Below are 26,095 nucleotides of genomic sequence, written 5' to 3' on the forward strand. Positions count from 1 at the left end.
GCGGCGCTCAGAGTCTCCTTCCGTCACCGACACCGGGCAGTGTCGGGCGGTCGATGCTGGGCAGCAGCATTGCGATACGAGGGAACGCGGCGGGGCGCCGGCCCGGCTGGGGGATGTCGGTGAAGGTGTGAGGTAAATGCCTCACCGCGCCGGATCGAGCGGGATCGAGGAGGACTCAGCAGGATCGAATGGGATGGAGATGTCCGGTTCTCCGGCAAAGCTGCAGGTGAGATGGGTCACCGGTTTAGGTTCGAGTCCCACCCGCCCCACTCAGCTCCCACCCACCCCCTCAAGGGGATGGATCTGACCTGCGGGAATGCCAAGCCGAGGTCGCCTCGCGGAGGCTTTTGCCTCACGGATGCCTCACAGAGTGCCCTGCCATGCTCGTCATGGCGCACAAGACCCACACGAGCAGGTTTGGCTGGTGCGTCGTGCGGAGTCTCCTGGAGGGCGGGCAGCGCGCGTGGCAGCGCGCCCCTTCCTCGCCAGCCACGGTGTGGCGGATGCCGCACACAAGTGGCACCGGCGACGTCCCTGTCTCCCCCTCGGCGGAATGTCAGGCGGGCACTGGGCCCCCTGATACCGGCGAGACGTGTGGTGTTCTGTGGGTGAAGGCTGTACCTCGATGGCCAACGAGTCATGGTGGGGTACCCCACCATGACTGGGACGGCGATGACACCCGTTAGCGCCTACGTATGAGCAGGTGCGCTCCCCGTCGAGGAGTCGGACGAGGCCCAGTGTGTTGTGGTCCCGCAGCGCCGCGGTCGGCAGGCTGTCGGGGGAGGTATTGGAATGCGACGGCGGGGCGCCGGAGCGCCGACAGGACGACGGAGGTATCCGTCCGCCCGCAGGCGCATCAACTCACGTGCGACCGACTCGGCTTCCTACGGATCGTAAGCGAATCGTTCAGCCACCGGACCCCTGATCCTCCGGCGTCCTTACTACGTGATGGTGCAGGATCACACGTAGTCAGGTTACAGTGCGGACGCTAGCGGTTGGAGTGAAATCCGACGAGGGGACGCAGCTGTGGAGGGGACGGGTTCGGGGACGCCGCAGCGGCTTGTGGCGGGGCGGTATCGGCTGGCAGGGGTGTTGGGCCGGGGCGGGATGGGGGTGGTGTGGCGAGCGACCGACGAGTTGATCGGACGTCCGGTCGCGGTCAAGGAGTTACGTGCCCCGCAAGGTCTTTCCGAGCAGGAGCGGGCGGTGTTTGGCGAGCGGGCGTTGCGCGAGGCTCGGACGTCAGGCGGAGTCAGCCATCCTGCCGTGGTCGCCATCCACGACCTTGTGCCCGCTACTGCGGAGGACGAGGCCGTCTACATCGTCATGGAGTTGGTGGACGCGCCCTCACTGGCAGACATCCTGGAGCGGGACGGAGCCCTGTCTGAGGAGCGGGTGGCCGGCATCGGGGCGCGGGTACTGGACGCGCTGGACGTCGCGCATTCAACCGGCTTGGTACACCGGGACGTCAAGCCCAGCAACATCATGGCCCTGCCCGGCGATGAGGTGAAGCTGGTGGACTTCGGTATCGCGCATGCGCTGGACGACACCCGTCTCACCCGTCACGGTGTGGCTGGTTCGACTGGGTACATGGCCCCGGAGCTGTTCGAAGGTGAGTATCCCTCGCCCGCGACGGATCTGTGGTCACTGGGGGCGACGCTGTTCCACGCCGTCGAGGGCAACGGCCCGTTCGACCGATCGTCCACCGCAGCCACCATCCACGCCATCCTTTACGACGACCCGCCCTCGCTGGACGGTGACTCCGCGTTCTCGGAAGCGATCGCCGGACTGCTCACCCGTGACACCGCCCAGCGGATGAGCAGCCAGCAAGCCCGAGACTTGCTCAATCGCGCCGCCACTACACCAACAGCCGGAGTCGCACCACCGTCACCTGCAGCCGCTGCCCCACCTCCACCAGACGCCGAACGCCTCAAGGACACGTGGGAAGACCACCCCACCACCATCAAGTCGACCACCCCACCACCAAGGAAGGCAGGTGCACGGAGCCGGGCCCGAACGGGGAAAAGCTATGTTGTCCACGAGTCGCAGCCGATCAAACGTCGCATCCGCGTAACCTTCTTTACCCTGTACTTTCCAGGCCTGCTAGCCATCCCATTGCTTCTTGGGCCTTCTTGGTCTTGGTGCGGCTTTGTCTTGTTCCCCTTCATCCTTATTGAGTCGCAGCGCATGTTTCCGCCCTGGTGGAAAAGGGTGACGATCACGAGTGAAGGCATCACTGTCTCCAAAGGAGAGTCGTCGCGGGCGCCGGGGTATGCACCATCGTCCGGGAGGTGCACTGTGACCTGGGAGCACGTCGACGCAGTGGCCATCGAGGAGACTGCCCGCGCTGGGAACGGGAGCGGCCACGGTGTCAGGACCAGAGTCTCCCTACGCATGGCCGCTACCACTCCGGCTGCGATCTGGGGCCAACCACCGTTCAGGGGATTTGTTACCATCTGGAAGCGCAAAGCCTCGGCCATCAATTGGACTTTGGGCGAAATCGACGCACCAATGGGTGCCGTGCGGGCAGCGTTTCGCGCCGCCGCCCCATCTCGCGTCAGAGTCGCCAGTTCGGTCGAGGAATGAGAGGTGAAGTTCAATCCTGGCGGAATGACGCTGGGCAGCAGTAACTGGCGCCGCGGTGCCGCAGCGGCTAAATAAGTTCTGACTCCCACGACGCCGACTGTGGGCTGAGAGCTTGACGGCCCCCGCCTGGCAGACAGCTCCCTGGTGGCCCTGGCGCTATAGCGCCAGGGGGTTGTGCCCTTCGGAGGGCTGCTCACCGCAGGCGTCGGCGAGTAACCTGATGTCAGGTCAATGACAAAACTGGAGTTGTCGACGGGGGCGGGACTGTGGAGGGGACGGGTTCGGGGACGCCGCAGCGGCTTGTGGCGGGGCGGTATCGGCTGGCAGGGGTGTTGGGTCGGGGTGGGATGGGGGTTGTGTGGCGAGCGACCGACGAGTTGATCGGGCGCCAGGTTGCGGTCAAGGAGTTACGCGCCCCGCAGGGGCTCTCCGAGCAGGAGCGGGCGGAGTTCGCTGAGCGGACGCTGCGTGAGGCCCGCACGGCTGGCCGGGTCAACCATCCCGGTGTAGTGGCCATCCACGACCTTGTGCCCGCCACCGCGGGGGACGAAGCGGTCTACATCGTCATGGAACTGGTGGAGGGGGCCTCTCTCGCGGACGTCTTGGAGCGTGAGGGGCCGCTGCCCGAGCAGCGGGTGGCCGGCATAGGGGTAAGGGTGCTGGCGGCGCTGGACGCGGCGCACGCGACTGGCCTGGTGCACCGGGACGTGAAGCCCAGCAATGTCATGGTCCTGGCGGGCGATGAGGTGAAGTTGGTCGACTTCGGTGTCGCCCACGCCTTGGACGACACCCGCCTGACCCGCCATGGTGTCGCCGGCACGACCGGCTACATGGCTCCGGAGCTGTTCGAGGGAGACCAGCCGTCGCCAGCGACGGATCTATGGTCGCTTGGTGTGGTCCTGTTTCATGCGGTCAAGGGCAGCGGGCTGTTCGACCGCACGTCCACCGCCGCGACCATCCGGGCGATCCTGTATGACGACCTGCCGCAGCTGGGCGGCCACCCAGGACTATCGGCGGTGATCACCGGCCTCCTCACCCGCGACGCAGCCCGACGGATGTCCAGCGACCGAGCCCGGACTCTCCTCAGACCCGTCGCAGCTGCCGCCACACCAGCAGAACCGGCCAGGCCTCGCAGGGAAACATGGGAAGACCGGCCCACCACGGTCAGTGCCGGAAGCCCACCAAGAAGAATGCCTGCTCGGACCCGGCCAGCGACGACCTACACCCCGACCGTGGCAGATTTGGTGGACCGATTCAGTCGCCGGGCCGCCCCTCTTCTCCTCGTGCCGTGCGCCTTGTTTTCCCTGCTAATTACGTTGATAACGGGCCTTGAAATATTGGCATTCACTGCAATAATATGCTTCCCTGTGCTGACAATCCTTCAGCCTGTCCACCCTAAACAGGTGTCAGTTTCCAGTGAAGGACTCCGCTTGAACGGACTCCGCTTGACGGGGATGTCTGGTCCGATCTTGGTGCCCTGGGACCATATCGAGGAAGTCTCCGTCGCGAGATCCACGCTCGGCGGGATGCGCTACAGCGGCGAGTGGAATGCTATCACCGTGTATATGGCCTCCACCGCGCCCCCCGCGGTCAGGGCCATCGCTTTCCTCAAGCCGTTCGCCTCTGCACATGGCCAAGCCTTCGCCTGGCCACTAGGTAATATCAAAGAGTCAGCCACTTCTTTGACGGCAGTGTTCCGCTCCGCTGCCCCGCGACGCGTAAAAGTGATCGACAGAGGGGAAGCTGATGCCCTGCCTGACCGTCGCCCCCGCTTGGATTATTCCCCGCTCATCAAGTGCGTCGTCGTTCTCGTCGCAATGTGCGTGGGCTCGTACCTGTACGGAATCGCCTCGGGAGTCGGCGTGTTCGGATGACCCGAGCGCCAGTTCAGGAAGCCGCCGATCGCACCATCTTTGCGGAGATAAACGCCGCGTGTGGCATCTCACGCCCGGGGGCAAGTGGAGGATTTGACCTTTGATTGAGTGGGATTGGTCGGCTGTTCGGTAACAAGGCTGAGCGGGGGCGGGCATGATTCTGAGGCTGACTGTTCAAGATATTGACACTTCGATACACCAGGATATCGAGGTGGTTACTGCGCTGGAAAGCAGTGTGGGCTCTTTGCTGGAATCCTTGACGATGCCGATCCCAGTGGGCGGGAGAAGGTGTTTCGTCGGGGGCGTTGCCCTGGATCCTCAGAAAACCGTGGGCGACAGCCCTTTGTCGCCTGGGTCGGTGATCAGTGTGGGCGCGCCCGGGCCGGTGTTTCGCCCTGTATCCAGGCAGACGGCGGGCGTCCTGCAGGTGATAGCCGGTCCGGACGTCGGCCTCAGTTTTGCCCTGACCCCAGGGACGCATGCGGTAGCCAGGAGCTCCAGCGCGGAGGTGTGCCTGCGGGACCCCGATGTCTCGCGCAGGGGCCACGCCAGGTTGGAAGTTTCCCCGGACGGTCAGGCCGTTGTCGTTGACCGGGGGTCGACCAATGGCACCTACGTCGACGGGGTCAGGGTTACCGATCGCGCGGCTCTGTCGGCTGGAAGCGTGCTGCAGACGGGTTCCGACGAGCTGGAGTGGACTCCCCTGCCAGCAGGGGTGCTGCGGAGCACGCGGTCAGCGGATGGGCGGCTGGACTTCGACCGGGCGTTCGCCCCGGCCCCAGCCGTTCCGAGTACCGAAGTGACCTTACCGGTGCAGCAGGAAGAGTCCGCGAATTCAGATGCGATGGAGATCGTCGCCCTGGTGGCCATCTTGGGGGCCATCGGGGTGGGTATTCTGACAGACCGAATGCTCATGGTCGTCTTTGGCGGGATCAGTTTAATTGGATATGGGCTGATGGACAGCATCCGGACGAAACAACGCAAAGAGCGTAAGGCGGTTCTCGCCAGGACGAGGCAAGCCGCACGGCAGAAGATCGACACGCACCTCGCCGAGGAGCAGCGCGTACGCCTGCTGCTGGCCCCCGACCCTTCTGAAATCGCTGAGATGGCCACCGGGGCGCGACCGGATCTTTGGCCACGCAGGAGCGATTCCCCGAACGGACTGGTGTTGCGGGTCGGCATCGCTGACCTGCCGGCATCGGTCACCGTACGTGGCGAGCCCTGGGCGGGCTTCAAGGATCCCACGCTGCGCGATGCGCCCGTCACGGTAGATCTGCGAACCACTGGCGTGCTGGGGGTCGTCGGAGACAGCAGGCAGACGCAGACGCTCCTGCGGTGGCTGCTGGCGCAACTGGCCACTCTGCGTGGCCCCAACGACCTGCGCATCGTGCTCATCACTGCCAACGGGCACGATGGCTTGATGTGGGCCCGGTGGCTTCCGCACCTTGATGCCGGGCCAACGGCCGCCAATTCCTGCTGGATCGGCAACACAGATGCGACGCGCGCTGCCCGTGTACAGGAGCTGAGAAAGCTCATTGCCGCGCGGCAGACACAGCGCCGTGCCTCCTCCACTGCCCAGTTCGACGAGGAAGTCGTCGTCGTTCTGGACGGCGCGTTGGCGCTGCGGGAACTACCCGGCATGGGCGAGGTGCTGCGCGACGGCCCATCGGTCGGGGTCTACCTGGTGTGCGCCGACCGGCGCGGCATGAACGAGTGCCGCGGCCTGTGCGAGATGGGCACCGACACCCTGAGCCTCACCCGCACACCTGACGACGACCCCGTCACGGCCACACCTGACGCGCTCGAGAAGTCAGCCGCCGAGCGACTGGCCCGTGCCCTGGCCCCGATGCGTGACCGGCTCACCCTCGGCTCGGCGCTCAACGCCATCCCCCGCTATGTGCGCTTCCTCGACCTGCTGGACATTGGCAGGCCGACCGCCGCAGATGTCCTCGCCCTCTGGAACCACGGGCAAGGACCGCTCACCCGTGTCGCGCTCGGCACTGACGCCGGCGGCCCGGTAACCGTCGACCTGGCCCGTCAAGGCCCGCACACCATGCTCGGCGGGGCCACCGGAGCGGGCAAGAGCATCCTGCTGCAGACACTGGTCACGTCCCTGCTGCTCGCCAACCGGCCCGATGAACTCAGCCTCGTACTGGTGGACTTCAAGGGCGGCAGCGCGTTCCTGCCCTTCCAGCACTGCCCCCATGTGGTCGCCCTCATACGCTCCACCGGCGAGACCCCCGCCGACGTCTTCGACTCCGCCGCTGCCGACCGGGTGCTGGCCTCCGTACGCGCCGAGGTGAGCCGCCGCGAGTTTCTGCTGGCCCGGCACGACGGGGAGATCGACAGATACTGGCAGAAGCGCCGCTCCGACCCGTCCATGCCGCCGCTGCCGCGCCTGGTCATGGTCTTCGACGAGTTCGCCCGCGTACTGGAGACCTCTCCGGACTTCCTCAAGGAACTGGTCAACGTCGCTGCCAAGGGGCGTTCGCTCGGCATGCACCTGGTACTGGCCACCCAGTCCCTGCAGGGCAAGCTGTCACCCGAGATGAAGAACAACATCTCGCTGCGCATCAGCCTGCGGCAGAACGAACCCGCCGACAGCACCGAGGTCCTGGGCGTGCCCGACGCATCCGCCATCCCCGGGTCCCTGCGCGGCCGCGGCATGATCCTCTGCACCACCGACGAGACCCGCGTCCCCCAGACGTTCCAGTCCGGATACCTTGGCGCCGCGCCGCCCTCCGGCACCGCTCAGCCCGCTGCCGTCCGCACCCTGCGATGGGCCGATTTCGGCGCGCCCCGCACCGCCGGTCAGACCACCCGCAACAACGCGCCCACCGACCAGGACCTGGTCATCGCCGCGATCGAGGAAGCCGCCCGCCGGAGCGGGCGGACCGCCCCCTTCCGGCCCCTGCTGCCGCCCCTGCCGGTCACCGTGACGATGGAGGACCTCGCGCGAGTCCAGACCGCCGCACCTCCCGCGTCCGCCGTGCCGTTCGGCCTGGCGGACGAACCCAAGGACCAGGCGCAGCCCGCCGACTTCCTGGATCTCGCGGGCGCTGACCGGCTGCTGGTCGCCGGCGGGCCCCAATCCGGCCGCACCACCTTCGCCCGGACCCTGATCACCAGCCTCGCCACCAGGTTCCGGCCCGATGAGGCCCACCTGTACGTCATCGAGCACCACCCCGCCGGGCTGTCCGCCTATGCCGGGCTGCCCCACTGCGGCGGCGTCTTCTCACCGGCCGAACCCGACCGCATCCGTGGTCTGATCACCTGGCTCGACCGGGAAGTCCACCGCCGCGCGACCAGCCCGACGGACGGCACCGTGTCTCGCGCGCACATCGTGGTCGTCGTCGACGGCTGGGAGCACTTCGAAGACCACAGCGACCCCGCGTTCACCGAGACCTCACTGCTGACCACGCTCCGCGGCATCATCGCGGCGGGAACCCCCCTGGGCGTGCACATCGTGCCGCTCGGCGGGCAGGACATGCTCAACCACAAACTCCCCACCCTCTACACCCGGCGCCTGCTGCTGCCCTTCCCCAAGGAAGAGACCCGCCGCGCCCACCTGGCGTCCCGGATGACCAGCCCGCCGGTCCTGCCCGGCCGCGCGATCGACGCCGCCACCGGTCGCCACGTGCAGATCTGTCGAGTGACCCAGTCTCCCGACGCCCTCATCACGGCCCAGACCGGCGATACCGAACCCGCCCGCCTGCCACAGCAGTTCCCCTCCCTGCCCGCGCAAGTGACCGTCAATGAACTGGCTCTGCCCCACCCGCCGCCATCACCCACGTGGATCCCCCTTGGCATCGGCGGACCCGACCACGCCGTGATCGGCATCGACCTGATCTCCGGGAGCCATCTGCTGCTGATCTCCGGACCACCCGGATCCGGCCGTACCACCTCCGCCGCCGTACTCGCCCACGTACTGCGGCGAGCCGGAATCGGCGTGCTCGCCGTGGCCCCACCCCGATCCGCCCTGCCCAACCTGCTCCCGGACGACGCAGGCGTACGAGTCGTCACAGGCATCTCGCACAAGGACACCGACCTCCGCGACGCCGCCGCGGCTTTCGGCGACGGTCCCTACGCTGTGGTCATCGACGACGCCGACCACACCACGGTGCTGCCAACCCAGCAAGGGTTCACCGAGGCCCCCACTCTGTTCGACGATATCGCCCGCCCTTCGGCACGAGGCCGACAGGCTCTCGTCATCACCGCCGACGCCGGCCCCATCCTCACCGGCTTCCCGAGCACTCTCGCCCGCCTGCTCAACACCATCGTGGCCACGGGGAACCGGATCCTGCTCACCCCCTCCGGGCGCCCTACGGCAGTGGCCCACACCTTCGCGCTGGAGCCCGACCAGTACTTCAGCGGGCCACCTGGGCGGGGTTACCTCGCAACCGGTCAAACAGTGGTCCTCTTGCAACTGGTAATGCCCGAGCGCCTGGCGTGATCAGGAGTGCCTGGGCTTGGCAAGGCCTCCGCACCGGTAATCCGGGTGGGGCTTCAATGCGCCTGTATGGGAATCCGCTGCGGGCAGGTTCGGGACCCGGTCACGAACTGGCGTGCATCCTGCTGCAAACCTTGGTGACCTCCCTGCTGTCGGCCAACCGGCCCGACGAGTCAATCTCGTACTGGTGGACTTCAAGGGCAGCAGCGCGTTCCTGCCCTTCTAGCACTGCCTCCATGTGGTCGCCCCTGATCCGCTCCACCGGCGAGACCCCAGCCGACGTCTTCGACTCCGACCCTGCTGCCCTTGTACTGGCCGCACCCGACTCAGCACGCTGACCAGCCGGTACCGTCCCGCCGCAAGCCGTTGCGGCGTTCGGGAGCTTGCCCCTCCACTGGCCATACGCCCCAAGGGATTGCGTCAACAGCCTTAATTTGTAAGCTATCTGACGTCAGGCTTCCCGGCAGTGCTATCGCGTGAGAATGCGCTGGACAGAAAGGATCTTGAATTTGGTGGCTTACCCCCCCCCACCAGCCGTTGTGGCCCCCTGGGAATTCGTCCCCCAAACCGCGCTCCTATCGGAATCGCTCGCCTGTCGGCGCCACGCGCGCTAGTCTGACGGCAGGTTATCCAGCGGTGTCATCAAGTAAAGGTCTCACGGGGGAGGTCACGAGTCGATGGCTGGGGAGTTCGCCTGTGATCCGCAGGAAGCCGAGGTTGTGGCCAGGGAGTTGACGCGCATGCGCTCCGATATGAGGCTCTCGCTGTCGCACCCTCTGGAGGGTGCTGCAGGAATGACGGATTCCAGGGTGATCGAGGTGGCGCTGATCGAATTCGTTCAGGCCGTCACCATGACCCGAGCCGAGTTGATCGCCGCGGTCGGCTCGACAGCAGGGTTGTTCACCGGGCTGGCGGAGGGCACGCTCGACCTGGACAAGGCATTCGCTGACCGTGCTACGGAGACGTAAGGGGCCATGATGACGGATGTGAATGTCGGCTACGACGGTGTGACCCGTGCAGCCGGGCAGTTGAAGACCGGGCAGAGCGAGATGAGCGGACAGCTCCAGTCTCTCAAGTCAATGATCGACCAGTTGGTGACCAGCGAGTTCCGCACTCAACTGGCGTCCGGCAAGTTCCAGGACTCTTACCAGCAGTGGACCAGCGGCGCCCAGAACATGCTCCAGGGCCTGGAAGGCATGGCCGCCTATCTGAGCGACGTCGTACGGTCCCACCAGGAGTTGGATGCCCGTCTCGCCGGGGGCGCCGGCAGCTGACCTGGCCTGGACCGCAGACATGGAGGACTGGAGAGTTCTGGACCTGGCGGGAGACCCCGTCCCGGGCGACCCCACACAGATCCGGGCCCTCGCGGCACGGCTGAAGCGTGAAGCAGAGCACGCCGAGCAGCACACCAACCGGCTCCACCAGGTTGTGGCCAACAGTGGCGACCTCCGCATGCAGGGCGACTACGCCCCACGATTCCTGCGGAGGCTCGCCGAACTTCCCGACCAGGCAGCGCGCTTAGGCCCGGCCCACCAAAACTGCGGCAACGCCCTTGCCGCGTACGCGGAAAATCTGGAACAGGCCAAGATCCAGTCCCGGATCGCACTGAGCCGGGGACTGCAGGCGGACAGCCAGTACAAAGCGGCGGTACAGCAGTTCTACTCACTGGTGCCGGTGACCCCCTCCGGAAGCGGCCTCTGGCGCGGCCTGAACCGGGCGACCGCAGGGCAGCTCAGCCAATACCAGCGACCTGAAATCCGCCAGATGGCCGTCCAGATCGGCAGCTACGCCGGGCAAGCGGAACAGGAACGGCAAGCCGCGGTACAGATGGTCCGTGCAGCCGCACGGGTCGCAAGCGAAGCCGAGGCCAGCTGCGCGCAGGCCATACGCGTGGCGGCACCGAGGGGCAGCGGTGCGCCCGGCCTGCGAGGGGTTCTCCCCGGCCCTGGCGCGGGAGGCAGAAACCTGGCGACAGCCGCCGGGACACGACTCAATGGCGGCGGAACGAACTCGGCCCGCACGCTGGTCACCGAACCCCGGATCAACAGCCGACCGAGAGAGACCCGTACACACTGTGGTGACCCGGTCGACGTCGCGACGGGCTACGTCACCCTCACCGCGACCGACGTGACGCTCCCGAGCTTGCTGCCGCTGGTCTTCACCCGGGGCTACGACTCCAGCCATACGACCGGGCGTTGGTTCGGCCCGTCCTGGATCAGCACGGCCGACCAGAGGCTCGAGATCGACGCAGAGGGCGCCGTCTTCGTCAGCGAGGACGGCCTGCTGCTGGCCTACCCGCACCCGGCCCCCGGCGTCCCCACGCTCCCCGAGTCGGGTCCCCGCTGGCCGCTGGAGCGGGACGCGAACGGCGAGTACACCCTCACCGATCCGGAGACCGGCCGTACCCGCCAATTCACCGGTCCGGAAGTCGACGGCGACGGCATCGCACGACTGGAGCAGATATCGGATCGCCGCGGCCAGCGGATCACATTCGAGTACGACTCCGACGGCACACCGGTCCGGATCGCGCACAGCGGGGGCTACGAGCTGAAGCTGACCACGGCGGACAGCCGGATCACCGCTCTCCATCTGGCGCGCGCGGGCGCGGAAGGCATCGACCAGGAACTGGTCCGCTACGGCTACACCGACGGAAACCTCACGGAGGTCATCAACTCCAGCGGCCTTCCGCTGCGCTTCGCCTACGACGACCGGCGGCGGATCGTCTCCTGGACGGACACCAGCGATCACCGCTTCGACTACGTCTACGACGAGCTGGACCGCTGCGTCGCTCAAAGCGGTGAGGCAGGTCACGTATCCCTGCGGATTGCCTATGACGGGGCGGCGGAGCAGCCCGGCCACCGCGTTACCACGGTCACCACGACGGAGGGTTCGGTCAGCCGGTACCTGGTCAACGAACGCCGCCAGGTCGTGGCGGAAACCGACCCGCTCGGCCACACCGTCCGCACCGAATACGACCGCTTCGACCGGGTTCTGTCCCGCTCCGATCCGGTGGGCCACACCACAACGTACGAGTACGACGAGTCCGGCCACCTCACGGCGATAGCGAGACCCGACGGCCCCCGTTCCACCGCCGCCTACAACGACCTCGGCCTACCCATCACCCTGACCGGCCCGGACGGCGTCACCTGGCACCAGACCTACGACGAGGCAGGCCGCCGCACTTCAGCCACCGACCCGGAAGGCCACACCACCTACTACACTTACGACACCCTCGGCCACCTGTCAGCCGTCACTGATGCCCTCGGCCACACCACCCGCGTCGGCTGCGACGAGGCGGGCCTGCCCATCGAGATCACCGACCCGCTCGGCGCGACGACGACGTACCACCGAGATGCCTTCGGCCGCCCAGTGACCATCATCGACCCGCTCGGCGCCACGACCCACCTGACCTGGTCGGTGGAAGGCAAGCTGACCAGCCGCACGGCGGCGGACGGCTCACAGGAGTGGTGGACGTACGACGGCGAAGGCAACTGCACCACCCACACCGACGCCATGGGCGACACCACCGTCTTCGAGTACACGCACTTCGACCTGCTCGCGGCCCGCACCGGCCCGGACGGCGTCCGCTACGAGTTCCAACACGACGCCTCCCTGCGCCTCACCCAGGTCACCAACCCGCAGGGCCTGACCTGGTCGTACGAGTACGACCCCGCTGGCCGCCTAACCTCCGAGACGGACTTCGACGACCGCACGGTCACGTACGAACATGACGCGGCCGCCCAATTGATCCGTCGCACCAATCCCCTGGGCCAGAGCGTCACGTACGAACACAACACGCTAGGCCAGATCACCCGCAAGAGCGCCGAAGACCAGGTGACTTCCTTCACCTACGACCCGGCAGGCCGCCTGACCACAGTCACCGGCCCCGAAACGGAAGTGGTCTATCAGCACGACCGCCTGGGCCGGATCCAGTCCGAGATGGTGAACGGCCGCGTACTCGCCCATTCGTATGACCCTTTGGGGCGCCGAACCCGCCGCGTCACCCCGACGGGCGCGACGACGACGTACGCGTACGACGCGGCGGGCAACCGCACGTCGCTGACTGCGGGCGGCCACACTCTGGCCTCCGAACACGACGCCACGGGCCGCGAGACAACGCGCCGGATCGGCGACACGCTCACCGTCACCAACGTCTGGGACCCGCTGGGCCGTCTGACCGAACATTCCCTGACGGGCGCGTCCGACGCGTCTCCCATCCAACACCGCGTCTACACCTACCGCGCCGACGGCAACGTCACCGCGGTGAACGATCGTCTGAGCGGTCCGAGGACCTTCGACCTGGACGCGGCAGGCCGCGTGACAACAGTCCGGGCGAACGGCTGGACCGAGACGTACGCCTACGACGAGGCAGGCAACCAAACCCAAGCCACCTGGCCCACCAACGGTGCGCCACAGGAAGCCACCGGTCCCCGCACCTACACCGGCGCCCGCATCACCCGCGCCGGCGCCTTTCGCTATCAATACGACGACGCAGGCCGCCTCACCCTCCGCCAGAAGACGCGCCTCTCGAAGAAACCCGACACCTGGCACTACACGTGGGACGCCGAAGACCGCCTCACCAGCGTCACCACCCCCGACGGCACGGTGTGGCGCTACCTCTACGACCCCTTCGGCCGCCGCACCGCCAAACAACGCCTCGCGGCCGACAGCGATACCGTCCAGGACGAGACCGATTTCACCTGGGACGGCTCCATCCTCATCGAACAGACCACCACCACACCGGACCTCCCCCGCCCCGTCACCCTCACCTGGGACCACGACGGCCTGTACCCGGTGGCTCAGACGGAACGCATCACCGAGGACACCACCCAGCGCGAAATCGACGCCCGCTTCTTCGCCGTTGTCACCGACTTGGTCGGCACCCCCACCGAACTCGTCGACGAATCAGGCACCATCGCTTGGCACACCCGCTCCACCCTCTGGGGCACCACCACCTGGACAGCCGACAGCGCCGCCTACACCCCACTCCGCTTCCCGGGCCAGTACTTCGACCCCGAAACCGGCCTCCACTACAATTTCCACCGCTACTACGACCCGGCATCGGGCCGGTACATCACTACGGATCCCCTGGGTCTGGAACCCGCGCCGAACCCACGCGGATACGTAGCGAATCCGCACCGCGAGATCGACCCCCTCGGACTTTCGCCGTGTATCAACGCACCAGTGGATGACCTCTTCTCGACAGCCACGGCAAGCACCAAGGGGCAACTGACGGCCGCCGGGCGCGCGCTCCAGAAGCACGGCGATCCCAGTCCGGGTAACATCGCCAAGCGAGGACAGGCGCACGTCGATCTCTACGATTTCGGCCAACTCACGAACAGCGAGCGCTCGCAGGTTGCCGAGGAGATGATTGAAGAGATCCTCACCAATCCCTCCGCGAGAACGACGATCCGCCCCGCCGCCACCCATTATGGCGGCATTGTGCGCGACGTTCGAATAACCGATGGATGGGGTGCGAGATGGAGCCTGCGGGGAGGGTCCCTGAATTTTGAAGGATTCCTGTAATGGACGCAAGGGCGACAATGATCTACGACAGCGACATGTTTGAACCGGACGGCGCACTCCGGGATGTATGCGTCCTGGATACGTCAGAGGATGACTGGAGCAAGGTCATCGCACGTCTTCACCGGTCTGCGGCTGATACGCATTTCTCGACGACGCTCCCACAGGTTCCAGTTGACCTCCAAAGCAATGCGGGAGAGTTGCTTTCTGCGCTCGCGTCGAACCCGGAAGAGAGCGCCAGATTTTCCACCAGATTTGGGAACGTCTGGTTCTCATGCTACTTCTTCCAAGCCGATGAGATCGAGTTCACCTTTGATCCGGCCGATGTCGAGGATGCAGATTCCTTTCACTCCGTAGCAGATTTCATGAGCGAGGTCGGCGAGGCTTGCGGGAAGAGGGTGATCATGACTATGGAGTCAAACGACCATCACCATATCCCCGCGCTTCTCGAATGGATTCCGGAGTAAGCGAGGCCGCGCGACGCTCGTAGTCGCCGATAGCGGCGGCCGGCAGCACCGTCGAAACCCGCACCGAACGGATCGGCGACGACAGCACCAGCAAATGCGCCATACACGTTCGTCGCCGCCATGAGCAGCCCCACGCCCAGCCTCCCCGAGCGGTCTCGGGATTGATCCCCAGATCGGCAGCGAGCCTGATCGTCGCCTCGGGCCGCGACTGGTACAGCGCGACCGCGTCCGCTTTGAACTCCGGCGGATAGTTCTTCATGACCACGAGATGTCCGTTCTCAGATCCTCAGGATCCAGTGTCTCGTGTGTCCAAGATCAGGGGTCAAGCCCCACCGGCGGGACTCCCGGAACTTCATCCTGCAGCATCCGAACCCGTGATACCCGAACCTGACCGTACTCCGCAACAACGCCACCGACCTGTACGTCGACGTTTCTCAAGGGGACGCCGACGCGGGCGCCTGGGCCATCCAGCACCCCTTGCAGTGGGAGGGCTGGTTCAACCCGTCGGACAGTCAGAGCTACTTCCTCCACCCCACCCCCTCGTAGGCGGGCCCGCGGCCCGGGGCTCCACCCGCCTGAACCGGCCCGCGATCTGGGCCATGACCTGGCCGGACATCGCCCGTTAGCGGGCAGGGTTTACGCTATGACCTACGGCCACAGCACGATCTTCAGCAGTCGACACAGGCTCTGATGATCACGCGGTGGCCGTACCCGTTCCCAGCCGGTCCCGCGCAGGATCGCGAAACCAGACTGGAGTACTAGGCACCTACTATCTATCGTAGGTGGGTACCACTCAGCGATGACCTGCTGCGCGTACTGATGGTCGGGACCAACCCCGCCCGCGTGGGGGCATGCTTGCTGATCAGGGCCGTTCTTACGGTGATGACACATAAAACCCAACGAGCGGCTCCTCGGATCGTCTACCCTGCAAGTCATAAGAGTCAGTTGCGCCCGCCACGCGACTGGTCGAGATGGGGCCGACCGCCAACGGTCTGACCACCTTGTCCAGGACATGATCAAGCCGTGCTCGGTGCACACAGTGGAGCCCTGCTCCGAGTGCAGAGCAGGGCTCCCTGGGGAGTGGCCTTCCAGCGGCTGGCGACCGCGGTGCTATCACCGCCGCGGTCGTCAGCTAGAAGAGCGCGTCCGCCAGCAGGGTCGCCGTTGCTGAAGCAACCGCATTAACCCCGATGAGGGCCAGTTCGCGTCGTCCGAGCTTTTCGACCAGCTTCCTTAAGTACCGTTGCATGGTTGCCTCCTCTGAATCGCCCCGGACCCGGTGTCCGGGAACGTGGGTGGTGGAGGGCACACATGCCGTGGCACGAGGTCAGATTACGCGTAGAGAGCCCGGCGGGTGGCCCGTTCGGGAATTGAGCACGGCAATTCGGCCTCCAACTGGTGCCGACAAGCTGTCTACACTGATCGTCAGCGCGGGGGTGCGCCTTGAGGAGTTGTACGGTCCTGCCCTTGTCGCCCCGCCGTCCCGTGGGCTTTCGCCGTGACGCGCGGCCGATCTACCCGATTCTCGGTGCCTCTGTGGAGGACGAGACGAATGACCAGCTTGACGACGTCGCGGACAGTGGTCACAAGCAGCAGGTCACGTTCACCCCGGACCGGCTGGGCAAGGTGCTCACCCGTGAGAAGGCGCAGGGTGAACGTGCTGCAATCAAACGGCTGTTGTCCCAGCTTGGCTTCGACTCGCCGAAGTCGCTCACCGAATTCATCATGGCCCAGCGTGAGGCGGAACAGGCCGCGCTGTCGGAGGTGGACCGCCGAGAGCAAGCAGCGGCGGAGCGGGAGTTGCAAGCTGCTTGCCGTGAGGAGCTTGCTGCTGAGCGGGAGCGGGCGGCGCTTCGGCGGGCGGCTGCGGTGGCGCTCGGCGCGGAGGGTGTTGACCTGGTGGACGCGGAGCGTCTGCTGGCAGTGGACGACGAGGACCCGGACGAGTTGCAGATCCAGTCGGCAGCCGAGGCTCTGCGGGCGCGTCGACCGGAGCTGTTCGGTGAGGTCCCCACTCCGGTGCCACGGCCCCCGCCGGCGCACCGGCCGGGCGCGGCCCGACCCGTACGGCAGCCCGGTCCGGCCGGGCTGGATATGGCCAAGCGCCGCGGTCCTGATCCCGGAGTTCAGCGACTCCGCCGCCCGGTAGTTCCAGACCCATATTTGGAGGACCACGCCGCTGAACTTCGTGGACGGCATCGCCTGCGTGGGCGGTGTGCGGATTCGGACCGCAGCGTCCATGGAGAGACGCACATGACCATTCAGCCCGTCTCGAAGTCCGAGTACACGACCGCCAACCGCGAGTGGCTGGCGTCCCTGCACGGCACCGACTCCGTCGACACGATCACCCTCGACCTCAACCTGTTCTGCGAGGGTAAGCACTACGTGTGCGGCGGCGGGTGCGACCGTACGGCCGGGTGCTCCGGTGTACTGGTCGGCAGGGTCGCGAGTCCGACCTGTACGGCCTGGAGGCGAACTGCGGCTGCCAGATCCTGCGCGACTTCGTGATCGCTGAGACCCCGTTCGCGCCGTGCCAGACCCCTGTTCCGGCCGTCCTGCTGTGGCACGGCGCGGCGAAGGCGTCGAAGGTGCCGGGCGGTATCGACGTGTCCCAGCTGATCTGGCACCCGCGTGCCGTGTAGATCCGCTTTGTGCGAGGGGGGGCTGAACTGTGACGATTCAGGACCTGCTCAAGGACTTCTCGGTCATGGAATGTCTCGGACCACTTGGGGCTACCCTCGCGTCGACCCAGTCCGCTCACAGCGACGCGCTGCGGCCCCGAGAGTCTGTGAGGTGAATGCCTCACCGTGCCGGATCGAGCGGGATCGAGGAGGACTCAGCGGGATCGAATGGGATGGAGATGTCCGATTCTCCGGCAAAACCGCAGGTGAGATGGGTCACCGGTTTAGGTTCGAGTCCCACCCGCCCCACCTAGAAAATCGATCTGACCTGCGCAAACGCGATCAGAGAGGCGGGTTGCGTGAGGCAATTGCCTCAGGTCGGTGAGGCAAACGCACGCCTGTGTGGCCCGGCCGATCCTCCGACCCTCTTGTGACCTGGGTTTTGGGTCGATACCTGGGTGAGATCCGTGGTTGATGCTCCCACGGCCGCGGCAAGCGAACCCAGCCCTTTCGGCTTTGCGCTGTCGGTGAGTGTGCGTGCGGTCGAGGGAGTCGGCAGGGGTGCAAGGGATGTCCGGCTGTACACCGGTGCCCTCCCAGTTTGTGCTGGAGACGGGGTTGATGGCGCGGCCGACTGGGACGGTGGCTTCCAGGTGTGGGTGTACGGTCCAGCCTTTGCACGGATGTGCGCCGCCGCGGGTGTGCTCGCCGACGACTGCGGCGCGGCTGAGCTGCTGGAGGTCGTACGCCAGCTCCTCAGTGGCAGCGACCGGGGCTCACCCTGGTGGGTCTTGATCTTGTCGAGGGTGTTCTCGATCTCCCATCGCTGGACCCTGCAGCGCGGCCAGTGACGTGGCGGATGCGGCCTTGGGGTCGCCAGCTGCTGCCGAATCCCATCAACACATGCTGCTGCTGAACGTGGCCGAAGCCTGACGACAGCTTGTCCGCGGTCCCGCCACCGTGTCCTCCGATGCAGGGCCGTCCTCACCCGTCGATGCCGGGAACGGTCATGGACGAGTAGAGGCGTCCGGGAGCGCATGACGAGCCCGGTACCGTGCGACGTGCCTGCGCGTCGAAGACCGTCGCCAACCTCTACGGACAGCTGCGCGACGCCAACCCTTGCGCGCACGCGCCTGCCAAGGGGGGCGAGGCCGAAGAGGAAGAGGTCTTCGTTGCGCCGGAGGGGCACGCGCTCCTCCGTGCGCACCTCAAGGCTGACGCCGTCGAGCTTGTCGATGCCTTGGTCGACCGCGACTGGCTCACCGCGCGGACACGGGCCCCGCGCGGGGTGGTGCGGAGGTCCGCCCCTTGGTCTCACCTGCAGATACGCCTTAAGGGTTCCTCTTCTTGACGCGCTGTGATCTATGGTGAGGTGGGGCTCCGGGGGAGGCACCGCTCCGGAGAAGGGCTTGAGTGCATGCGGTGCGGTTTCGTGACGGGGGGCGGTCCTATGAAATTCGACGCGAGCGGCATCGCCTGCCGCAGCCCCTGGCCCGGACAGTCCGGCAGCCATGGGGCCGCAACATGACCAAGGACGTCATTGCCCTCACCAAGCAGCTGCCGGATCCGCGGACCGTCGCGGCCGCTCTGCTGTCGGGTGGACCTGATCTGCGGTTGCAGGCCCTCGGCGAGGGGGCTGTGGTGCAGCTTGCTGATGACGAGGGGCGTCCGCTGGTCTCCATCGAGTCCCCGATGTTGCTGGCTGTGCCGTACGAAGCGCAGCGTCTCCTCGGTGTGCGGGCGGAGCAGCTGGGCGAGTCGGTGTGGTGGACGGAGGTCCGTGCGACGGCCGCCACGGACCAGGCGCGGCGCCTTGCCTCGGTGGCCGCCGGGCGCCTGGTCGCCCTGCTCGGCGGTGCGCTGTGGCCGCGGGAGGCCGCGGGAGAGGGGATCGGCGTCGTCGACACCCGCGGCGCCCAGGTTCCTCCTTCGCCCCATCCTGAACAGCCCGCGGTGGATGTCCTGACCGACGCCGCGGCCGTCCTTTTTCAGGACCGTCCGGTTCTCGGGCTGTCCTCGTGGCTGGGCAATGCGCTGCTCTCCGCGGTGGCTGAGGAGCGCCAGGCGCAGGTCGTCACCCCGCCTCATACGCTGCTGACGCTCCCCGCCCGCCTCGCACTGGCGGAAGTTGAGGGGCGTTGGGTGGTGCGGGAGGAGGCCGGGGGTTACTACGACGGTCTGACCGGGGCGGTTCTGCGCTGGCAGGGCGACTCCTTCGCCCCCGTCCCGGACAGTTCCCGCGAGACCGGTGGAACGGGCACGGCGGCGGCTTTCGCCCCGGTGCCCAACCCGGATGAACGTCAGCTGCTGCTGTCCATCCGCACCTGCCACCGGGCCCAGGAAGGTTTGCTGTTGGGCGGGGCGCTGGAGGCCGCCTGGCAGCATCTGGCGGGGGCTGCTCCGGTCGCGTGGGGCACGGCCGAGCCGGTCGGTCTGCCGTGGTCCCGGCGTAATCTCACCGACTTCGCGAGGGAGCGCGCTCCGCGGCCGACCAGACTGGTGGTCGTCGGCGCGCCCGAACGCCCGGCCATCGCCGCCCTGAACATCCTGCGCACCGCGGACGGCGTGGAAGAGGACATCAACCTCGGGATCGGCTTCGGCAAGGGCGAGGAGCCGCCGTTTGACGCACTCGCCGGTCTCGCCGATGACCTGGCCTCCCATCACGGTCTTCGCTCGGCTCTGTTTCATGTGCGGACCGGGCGGCGGGATGTGAACGCTCCGGCGAGTTTCGAGACGCCGCCCATCCCGCTAGCCTTGGCCCTCGGCGCGGAGGAAGCCCAAAGGGTCGGTGCCCGAAGTGACATGGCGCTGACTCCGCAGCCGCCGCAGGCCATCGGAGCGCGACGCCGACCGGGCAGGTACTTCAGCCTGGGAGAGGCCGACTCCCCGTCCAACTGGGCGAGGTTGCGTTCGCTCCTGGAGCATCTGCGCCGCCAGGACGCATAGCCCAAAGGACCGTTCACCGCGGACATAAGTGGAACAAGGGGAGCACGTTCGACCCGGCGTGCTCCGGAGGGGAACCGGGGGGATCATGGCGAAATGGAACATCGATGTGGCGGGTGTGGGCCGCATCGTCGGGGAGGCCGGACGCACCGCCGGGCATTTCGAGGGCGAGCTGAAGTCCATCAGTTCTCATCTGGAGAGCGCGATGAAGGCGGCCGGGACGCTGGACTTCGGGGGCGAGAGCCAGACGCCTGAGGTCGGTCTGGTGGGCATGACCCTGGGGCAGTACGCCTCGGCCCAGCAGTCGGACCTCGCCTTTATCGTTGCCCGCGCGGACAAGTCGTTGCAGGGTGCGGTGGATGCGACGGAGGAGTACAACAAGGGGGCGTTGGACATGGCGGCCAATGCGCAGGGTGAGGCTCTCAAGGCGCCCTACATCGATCCCGACGGCCCGGGGAAGAAGGGCGCTAAATGATCGACCCCCATGCCATTCCCCAGTTCAAGGGCGATTTGGAGCAGTTGGAGAAGGATGCCTCCGCGCTGAAGAGGCAGGCGGGGAAGTTCCGTACGACCGGGTCGGATGTCCACTCCAAGTTCCAGAGTCTGTCCGGTGTCTACCACGCCCCGGAGGCGCAGCAGCTCTTCGACACCACGACACCGGTGCGCGACATGTCCGATGTCATCGCCGACGACCTGGAGAAGATCGCGGCAGCGTTGTCGGCCTACGCCGACGAAGTCCGCCCCGTCAAGAACAAGTTGCGGCGGCTCAAGCATCAGGCCGCGGCCTTCGTCGAGAAGGTCGAGGACGATGAGCACTGGAAGGATGACGAGGAGAAGATCGCCGAGCACTCCGGCCTGCTGCACCAGGTGAACGTCGCGGTGGCGGCATTCCAGGCGGCCGAACGCCGGGCGGCCAACAAGATCGGTGACCGCTTCTTCGGCTCCACCCACTACACGGTCGACGATGGTTCCGGTAAACGGGGCGCGTACGGGTACCGGGCCGGTGATTTGGACAAGGCGAAGGATCTGCCCTGGGGTACGCCGGAGAAGGAGACCCACCGGGTCTGGGAGCTCGACCACTGGGGCGCCAGCGCGGCCAAGGGATTCGGGATCGACGGCCTCGGCGGCGACATCGACGGGCTCGCCACCCTGGTCGGCTGGCACGGAGGCGACAAGGCCTCCGAGGCCTGGGGAGCGCTGGGGGATACCTTCAGCGGCCTCGGTCAGTACACGGCCTGGCCGTATGAGTGGGCGATGTCCAAGACCATCGGCGGGGGCAACGGCGACAACGCGCAGAAGAAGGCGTTCCGTGAGTCCCTCAAGGGCTTCGTGGCGTGGGACGAGTGGGACAAGGACCCGGTCCGCGCGGGAGGCCAGGTCCTCTATAACGTCACGCCCTTCGGTCTGGCGGGCAAGCTCGGAAAGGCCGCCAAGGGCACCCATCTGGCCGAGGTCACGAAGGTCACCAAGGTCGTCGATTCCGTCACCGCTGGCACCAGGGCCGCTCGCGCCGCACTCCCGAAAGCCTCTGAGGTGCTGGCGGCGGTCAAAGGCCTCCCGCACTGGGGCGATGCACCTCACCTGGACCGCACCGTGGACGCCGCGGACGACCTGGCCCACCCGCGCGACACGGGCGTACGCCTGCCGGACGGGGACGGCCGGCCTCCGACGGTCCTGGACAACGACGGAAACGTCCGCCATGCGGAAAACGGCGAGGTCATCCACGACATCAAGGACGCCAGGAAGGAAGGCGACCACCCCCAGCAGTCCCTGCCCGAGGACCACCCCGCACACGAAAGAGCACCGGAACGCGAGAAGGCCACGGTCGGAGGCGGCGCGGACCACCAGCCACCACGCGCCCACGCCCACACCGGCGACGGCCCCTCCGCCCGCCATGAGCCTTCAGCCGGCCGGCACGGCGGCGGCCCCTCAGGCGGCCACGGCGACGGGCACAGCACGGGCGGCCACCACGGCCCGTCGACCAGCGGGCACGGCGACGGCCCCTCCAGCGGCGCCGGGCGCAGCACAGGCGGACACCACGGCTCGTCAACCGATAACCCTGGCAGCGGCCCTGACACGCCTGCGCACGACGGGGCAAGTGGGGGCGGTCACACGGACACGCCGTCCACAAGTGGCGGCCGCGATCTCCCTGGCGGCTCGACGGCCGACAACGGTCTCCCTGGCTCCGGCCACCCGGATACCCCGGGCACCGAGGGCCTGGACGACGTGGCCCGCGAGGGCGACGACGCAGCTCACGGCGCGGACGACGCGGCGGGGGACGCGGGGCGCGCGGGCGATGACGCGGACGTGCCCGCACACCAGACGGACGAGGGAACCGGAACAAGCGATCACGGCAGCGTCGGAGAGCGAGAGCTGACAGCGGCCGAGCGGAAGAAGCTCCAAGACAAGCACGTGTGGTTGGCAAACAACAACGATGCGTGGTTCAACGAGCACTACCGGGGCAGCGACGGCCATCGTTGGAGCAAGACCAAAAAGGTGGACGGAGTTGAGCTACCCATCCTGAAGGAACGTTCCGGCGGCGGCTGGGTAGCCAAGTACGATCTGCCGCACGGACCGTCTGAAGTCAGGCACGGCCGGACTCCGCTCAAGCCGGATTCCGCCGACGCCGCGCACCTTCCGAAGCTTAATGAGGCAGCGAAGAACAGCAGGGTGAGCGTGGATCTCACCAACGCGGAAACGGCATTCAAGGAGCATCCGTCGGTCGAGAATCAGGTTGCTCTCGATACTGCGCGGGATGCATATCATGATCAGCTCGGTGACGTACCTAACAATAGCAAGCACTCCGAGAAGCTTGGAGAGCAGGCGTCCAGGCGCCACGCCATCCCGGAGTTGTTCAGGGACAGGAACCCCGAATGGATTCGACTTCCGAAGACGCCTAATGGCGCCAACATGCTCGACGACCTTTATAAGCTCGGCGATGACGGCCATTATCTCGTCGTCGAGCAGAAGGGGCCGAAGGCGAATCTCAATCCTCCCCGACTTGGTGCCGGGCCTGCTGCGAACATGATGGTCAAGCAAGGCACCAAGCCGTACCTCGAGACGATCTTCCATGAGATGTGGAAGCGAGGCGGAAAGGACAGGGAACTCGCGGATGCCCTCTTCGACGCACTCGAGGACGGGAAGCTGCAGTACGTCCTGGTCAAGGGGAAGGAGAGCGGGGGCTCTTACGATGGTGCCGTGCTGGAGCATCTTCAGATCTACTAGAGGAGAGAAACAGTGGTCACGAGCGTTCCCCGCCATGGCTTCCCAGCCCAGGCAACCCAGGAGGACATGGCAGCGCTCATGGAGAGCACCAGGCGGGTCATCGGACGTCTTGAGCAATCGGAGATGTCCCGCTCCCGGGCTCTCGACTCCACCTTGACCGTGGCGATGTCGTGCTGTGCGGCCGATCCCCAGGCAACGAAGTTGGAGACGTGGGAGGCGTGGGTCACAGCCATGCAGGTCGGCTCCGCGCTGTTTGATTCGGCTGTGGCGGCGGAAGGCCCTGTGCCGTGCCGCATCGGGATCGCCGGGGAAGTAAAACATCTCCCGGCGACCGGGCCGACCTCCTACACGCATGCCGGAGCTTGGCTCACCGCGGTCTACCTGGCGACGATCTGCCGTGACAACGAGCGCCTCGCCCGGCTCATGCAGGTGCCGGTGTCGTTCCTCCGTGAGTCCGGCGCCATGTTCGACGAGTACGTCTACAGCTGGGTGGAGGCCCTGCAGAGCTATTGGTTCCGCCGGGCAGACGACATGTGGAACACGCTGGTCGAGGCGATTGACGGCGCCAGCCCCCAGGCCGCCCGGATCGCTGACGAAGAGACGTTGCTGAAGATTCTTTATCCGCCGCTCGAGCTTTTCCAACTCTATAACCGCGGGGAGGCCGAGGAATTCAATGCCTCGCTGGCCGAATTCCTCACCTGGCACAAGCAGTACTGGACCGGCGACGAGGCTCGATCCCTGAACAGTGACGGGCTGGTAGCCCTCGCCCCTCTCGCCATTGCATGCATGGCCTATGACAACGACTTCTCGATCGAGGTCGATTCCGAGTACCTGCCCAAAGAACTTCTGCAGTTCGGCTGGGTCGGCGAGGTCGATGCCTGAGCTACGGAAGGCCGATCACAGAACTCGTGCCACTCAAATACCACATGCCTACCACGGGATGACGGCCGAGGAGATCCATTCGTGGATGGATGACAACACTGGCCCCAAGGCGGCCGCCACTACCACCGATGTGAGCGTTGAGTTCCCGCCTCGTGAGTGCGCTGGTCGGCCCGTCGTCCGGCGGGCACAGTGGCGGCCCCTCCGGCGGCCACGGCGAAAGTTGTTGTAGATGGTGCCGGTGCGCCGCTGGTTGTTGTGGGCTTGCACACTTCCTCCGGACAGGGCGCAGGTGACGTCTTGTGGGGAGATGGCCAGCGTGGCGGGGCCGGCGTCGAGGGATTTGCTGAGTTCGTGCCCTGCCAGGTAGTCGAGCACTTGACGCAGATCGGACCCCGTGAGCTCGGCTCCGGCGAAGGGTGATGTGGGTGTCGACAGGAGCAGAGTCGGGTCGACGGGCGCCTAGTGGTCGGCTGTGTCGAACAGCCATCGCAGAAAGGGGCCCGGACGGCCGCGGGCGGCCCGGGAGCGGGGTGCGTGACCCACAGTGGAGTGTCCGTCCATCCAGTCCGCTCACTGCGACTCGCTGGGCCCGACAGTTGGTGAGGTAAATGCCTCACCGCGCCGGATCGAGCGGGATCGAGGAGGACTCAGCCGGATCGAATCGGATGGAGATGTCCGGTTCTCCAGCAAAACCGCAGGTGAGATGGGTCACCGGTTTAGGTTCGAGTCCCACCCGCCCCACCACGCGCTACGCGGGCAGAATCCTTCTGGCCTGCGCAAACGAAACCCGGGCGCTGTCTCGCCCGGGTTTTCACCTCACATTTGCCACACGCACTGTCCCGCGCCTCCTTTTTGCGATGCCCGGTGTGGCAAGCATCAGGACGTACAGGAAGCAGTCCGGGGCGGTGTCCTACGGGATCGTCTGGCGCGCCGGCGGCGCTCGCGAGGGCAAGCGGCAGCGCGAGAGCTTTGACGACCTGACTGCGGCGAAAGAAGACCATCGCCAACCTCCACGGACTGCTCTTCAGCGTCCTCCAGCCCGTGGTAACCGCCGACCCGCCGCTGCGTGACTCCAACCCCTGCGCGCAGACGCGTCTGCCGAAGGGGCACGAGGCCGAAGACGAAGAGGTCTTCCTCGAACCGGAGGAGTACGCACTCCTCCGCGCGCACCTGAAGCCCGACGGCGTCGACCTGGTCGATGCCCTGATCGGCACCGGCCTGCGGTGGGGCGAAGTAACGGCGTTCCAGCCGCGCGACTTCACCTTCACGGGCAAGCGGTCCACGCTCCGCCTACATCGCGCATGGAAGCGTCGAGCCGAGGGCGGCACGTACCTCAGTGCCCCCAAGACGAAGAAGCCCCGACGGACCCTTGCACTGCTCCCGGCGAGGGTCGTGGCACTCGGGCTTCTTCTTCGCCCACCGGTGGAAGGGGCCTTGACCCTTGATCCTGGACACACGAGACACTGGATCCTGAGGATCTGAGAACGGACATCTCGTGGTCATGAAGAACTATCCGCCGCAGTT

15 protein-coding genes are annotated in these 26,095 nt (G+C 66.5%); 14 read left to right on the forward strand and 1 reads right to left on the reverse strand.

The features are described from left to right. Nucleotides 1–1,089 precede the first annotated feature (1,089 nt). The 7 genes from ABZ370_RS08710 (at nucleotide 1,090) to ABZ370_RS08740 (ending at nucleotide 14,900) form a co-directional block, all read left to right on the forward strand. Nucleotides 1,090–2,586, forward strand: coding sequence for a serine/threonine-protein kinase (locus tag ABZ370_RS08710; protein WP_358618367.1), 1,497 nt, complete (start codon nucleotides 1,090–1,092; stop codon nucleotides 2,584–2,586). Between the two features lie 329 nt (nucleotides 2,587–2,915). Next, the gene (locus ABZ370_RS08715; protein WP_358618316.1) at nucleotides 2,916–4,460 is read left to right on the forward strand and encodes a serine/threonine-protein kinase; all 1,545 of its coding nucleotides are present in this window, start codon (nucleotides 2,916–2,918) and stop codon (nucleotides 4,458–4,460) included. Between the two features lie 154 nt (nucleotides 4,461–4,614). Continuing rightward, nucleotides 4,615–8,913, forward strand: coding sequence for an FtsK/SpoIIIE domain-containing protein (locus ABZ370_RS08720; protein ID WP_358618317.1), 4,299 nt, complete (start codon nucleotides 4,615–4,617; stop codon nucleotides 8,911–8,913). A 674-nt stretch (nucleotides 8,914–9,587) separates the two neighbouring features. Further along, nucleotides 9,588–9,878: a hypothetical protein gene (locus ABZ370_RS08725; protein ID WP_358618319.1), complete on the forward strand. Its 291-nt coding sequence runs from the start codon at nucleotides 9,588–9,590 to the stop codon at nucleotides 9,876–9,878. A 9-nt stretch (nucleotides 9,879–9,887) separates the two neighbouring features. After that, on the forward strand, nucleotides 9,888–10,184 hold the full coding sequence (locus ABZ370_RS08730; protein ID WP_358618320.1) for a WXG100 family type VII secretion target: 297 nt from the start codon (nucleotides 9,888–9,890) through the stop codon (nucleotides 10,182–10,184). A gap of 19 nt (nucleotides 10,185–10,203) precedes the next feature. Beyond that, a complete protein-coding gene (locus ABZ370_RS08735) occupies nucleotides 10,204–14,436 on the forward strand; it encodes a DUF6531 domain-containing protein (protein ID WP_358618321.1) in 4,233 nt (1,410 codons plus the stop codon). Further along, on the forward strand, nucleotides 14,436–14,900 hold the full coding sequence (locus ABZ370_RS08740) for a hypothetical protein (protein WP_358618322.1): 465 nt from the start codon (nucleotides 14,436–14,438) through the stop codon (nucleotides 14,898–14,900). Before ABZ370_RS08735 ends, ABZ370_RS08740 begins: the two co-directional genes overlap by 1 nt. On the opposite strand, the gene ABZ370_RS08745 is transcribed toward ABZ370_RS08740, so the two are convergent. Further along, nucleotides 14,842–15,159 (reverse strand): transposase, encoded by a 318-nt coding sequence (locus ABZ370_RS08745; protein WP_358618324.1) that lies wholly within the window; start codon nucleotides 15,157–15,159, stop codon nucleotides 14,842–14,844. The genes ABZ370_RS08740 and ABZ370_RS08745 overlap by 59 nt on opposite strands. Before the next feature lie 1,277 nt (nucleotides 15,160–16,436). Between ABZ370_RS08745 and ABZ370_RS08750 the strand changes: the two genes are divergently transcribed. From ABZ370_RS08750 to ABZ370_RS08780, 7 genes are all read left to right on the forward strand, one after another. After that, nucleotides 16,437–17,408 carry a hypothetical protein gene (locus ABZ370_RS08750; protein ID WP_358618326.1) on the forward strand — a complete coding sequence of 324 codons (972 nt, stop codon included), beginning with the start codon at nucleotides 16,437–16,439 and terminating at the stop codon, nucleotides 17,406–17,408. Beyond that, nucleotides 17,405–17,542: a hypothetical protein gene (locus tag ABZ370_RS08755; RefSeq protein ID WP_358618328.1), complete on the forward strand. Its 138-nt coding sequence runs from the start codon at nucleotides 17,405–17,407 to the stop codon at nucleotides 17,540–17,542. The genes ABZ370_RS08750 and ABZ370_RS08755 overlap by 4 nt, the downstream gene beginning before the upstream one ends. Nucleotides 17,543–19,045: 1,503 nt before the next feature. Beyond that, nucleotides 19,046–20,467, forward strand: coding sequence for a DUF6177 family protein (locus ABZ370_RS08760; protein WP_358618330.1), 1,422 nt, complete (start codon nucleotides 19,046–19,048; stop codon nucleotides 20,465–20,467). Between the two features lie 85 nt (nucleotides 20,468–20,552). Continuing rightward, nucleotides 20,553–20,939 carry a DUF6507 family protein gene (locus ABZ370_RS08765; protein ID WP_358618331.1) on the forward strand — a complete coding sequence of 129 codons (387 nt, stop codon included), beginning with the start codon at nucleotides 20,553–20,555 and terminating at the stop codon, nucleotides 20,937–20,939. Beyond that, entirely contained in the window at nucleotides 20,936–23,689 is a 2,754-nt protein-coding gene (locus tag ABZ370_RS08770; protein WP_358618332.1) for a hypothetical protein, read from the forward strand. Before ABZ370_RS08765 ends, ABZ370_RS08770 begins: the two co-directional genes overlap by 4 nt. A 66-nt stretch (nucleotides 23,690–23,755) precedes the next feature. Beyond that, a complete protein-coding gene (locus ABZ370_RS08775) occupies nucleotides 23,756–24,571 on the forward strand; it encodes an immunity 49 family protein (RefSeq protein ID WP_039941980.1) in 816 nt (271 codons plus the stop codon). A 1,041-nt stretch (nucleotides 24,572–25,612) separates the two neighbouring features. Further along, the gene (locus ABZ370_RS08780) at nucleotides 25,613–26,053 is read left to right on the forward strand and encodes a hypothetical protein (RefSeq protein WP_358618334.1); all 441 of its coding nucleotides are present in this window, start codon (nucleotides 25,613–25,615) and stop codon (nucleotides 26,051–26,053) included. The last annotated feature ends 42 nt before the right edge of the window (nucleotides 26,054–26,095 follow it).

This window comes from Streptomyces sp. NPDC005962, assembly GCF_040629205.1.
Taxonomy (GTDB): domain Bacteria; phylum Actinomycetota; class Actinomycetes; order Streptomycetales; family Streptomycetaceae; genus Streptomyces.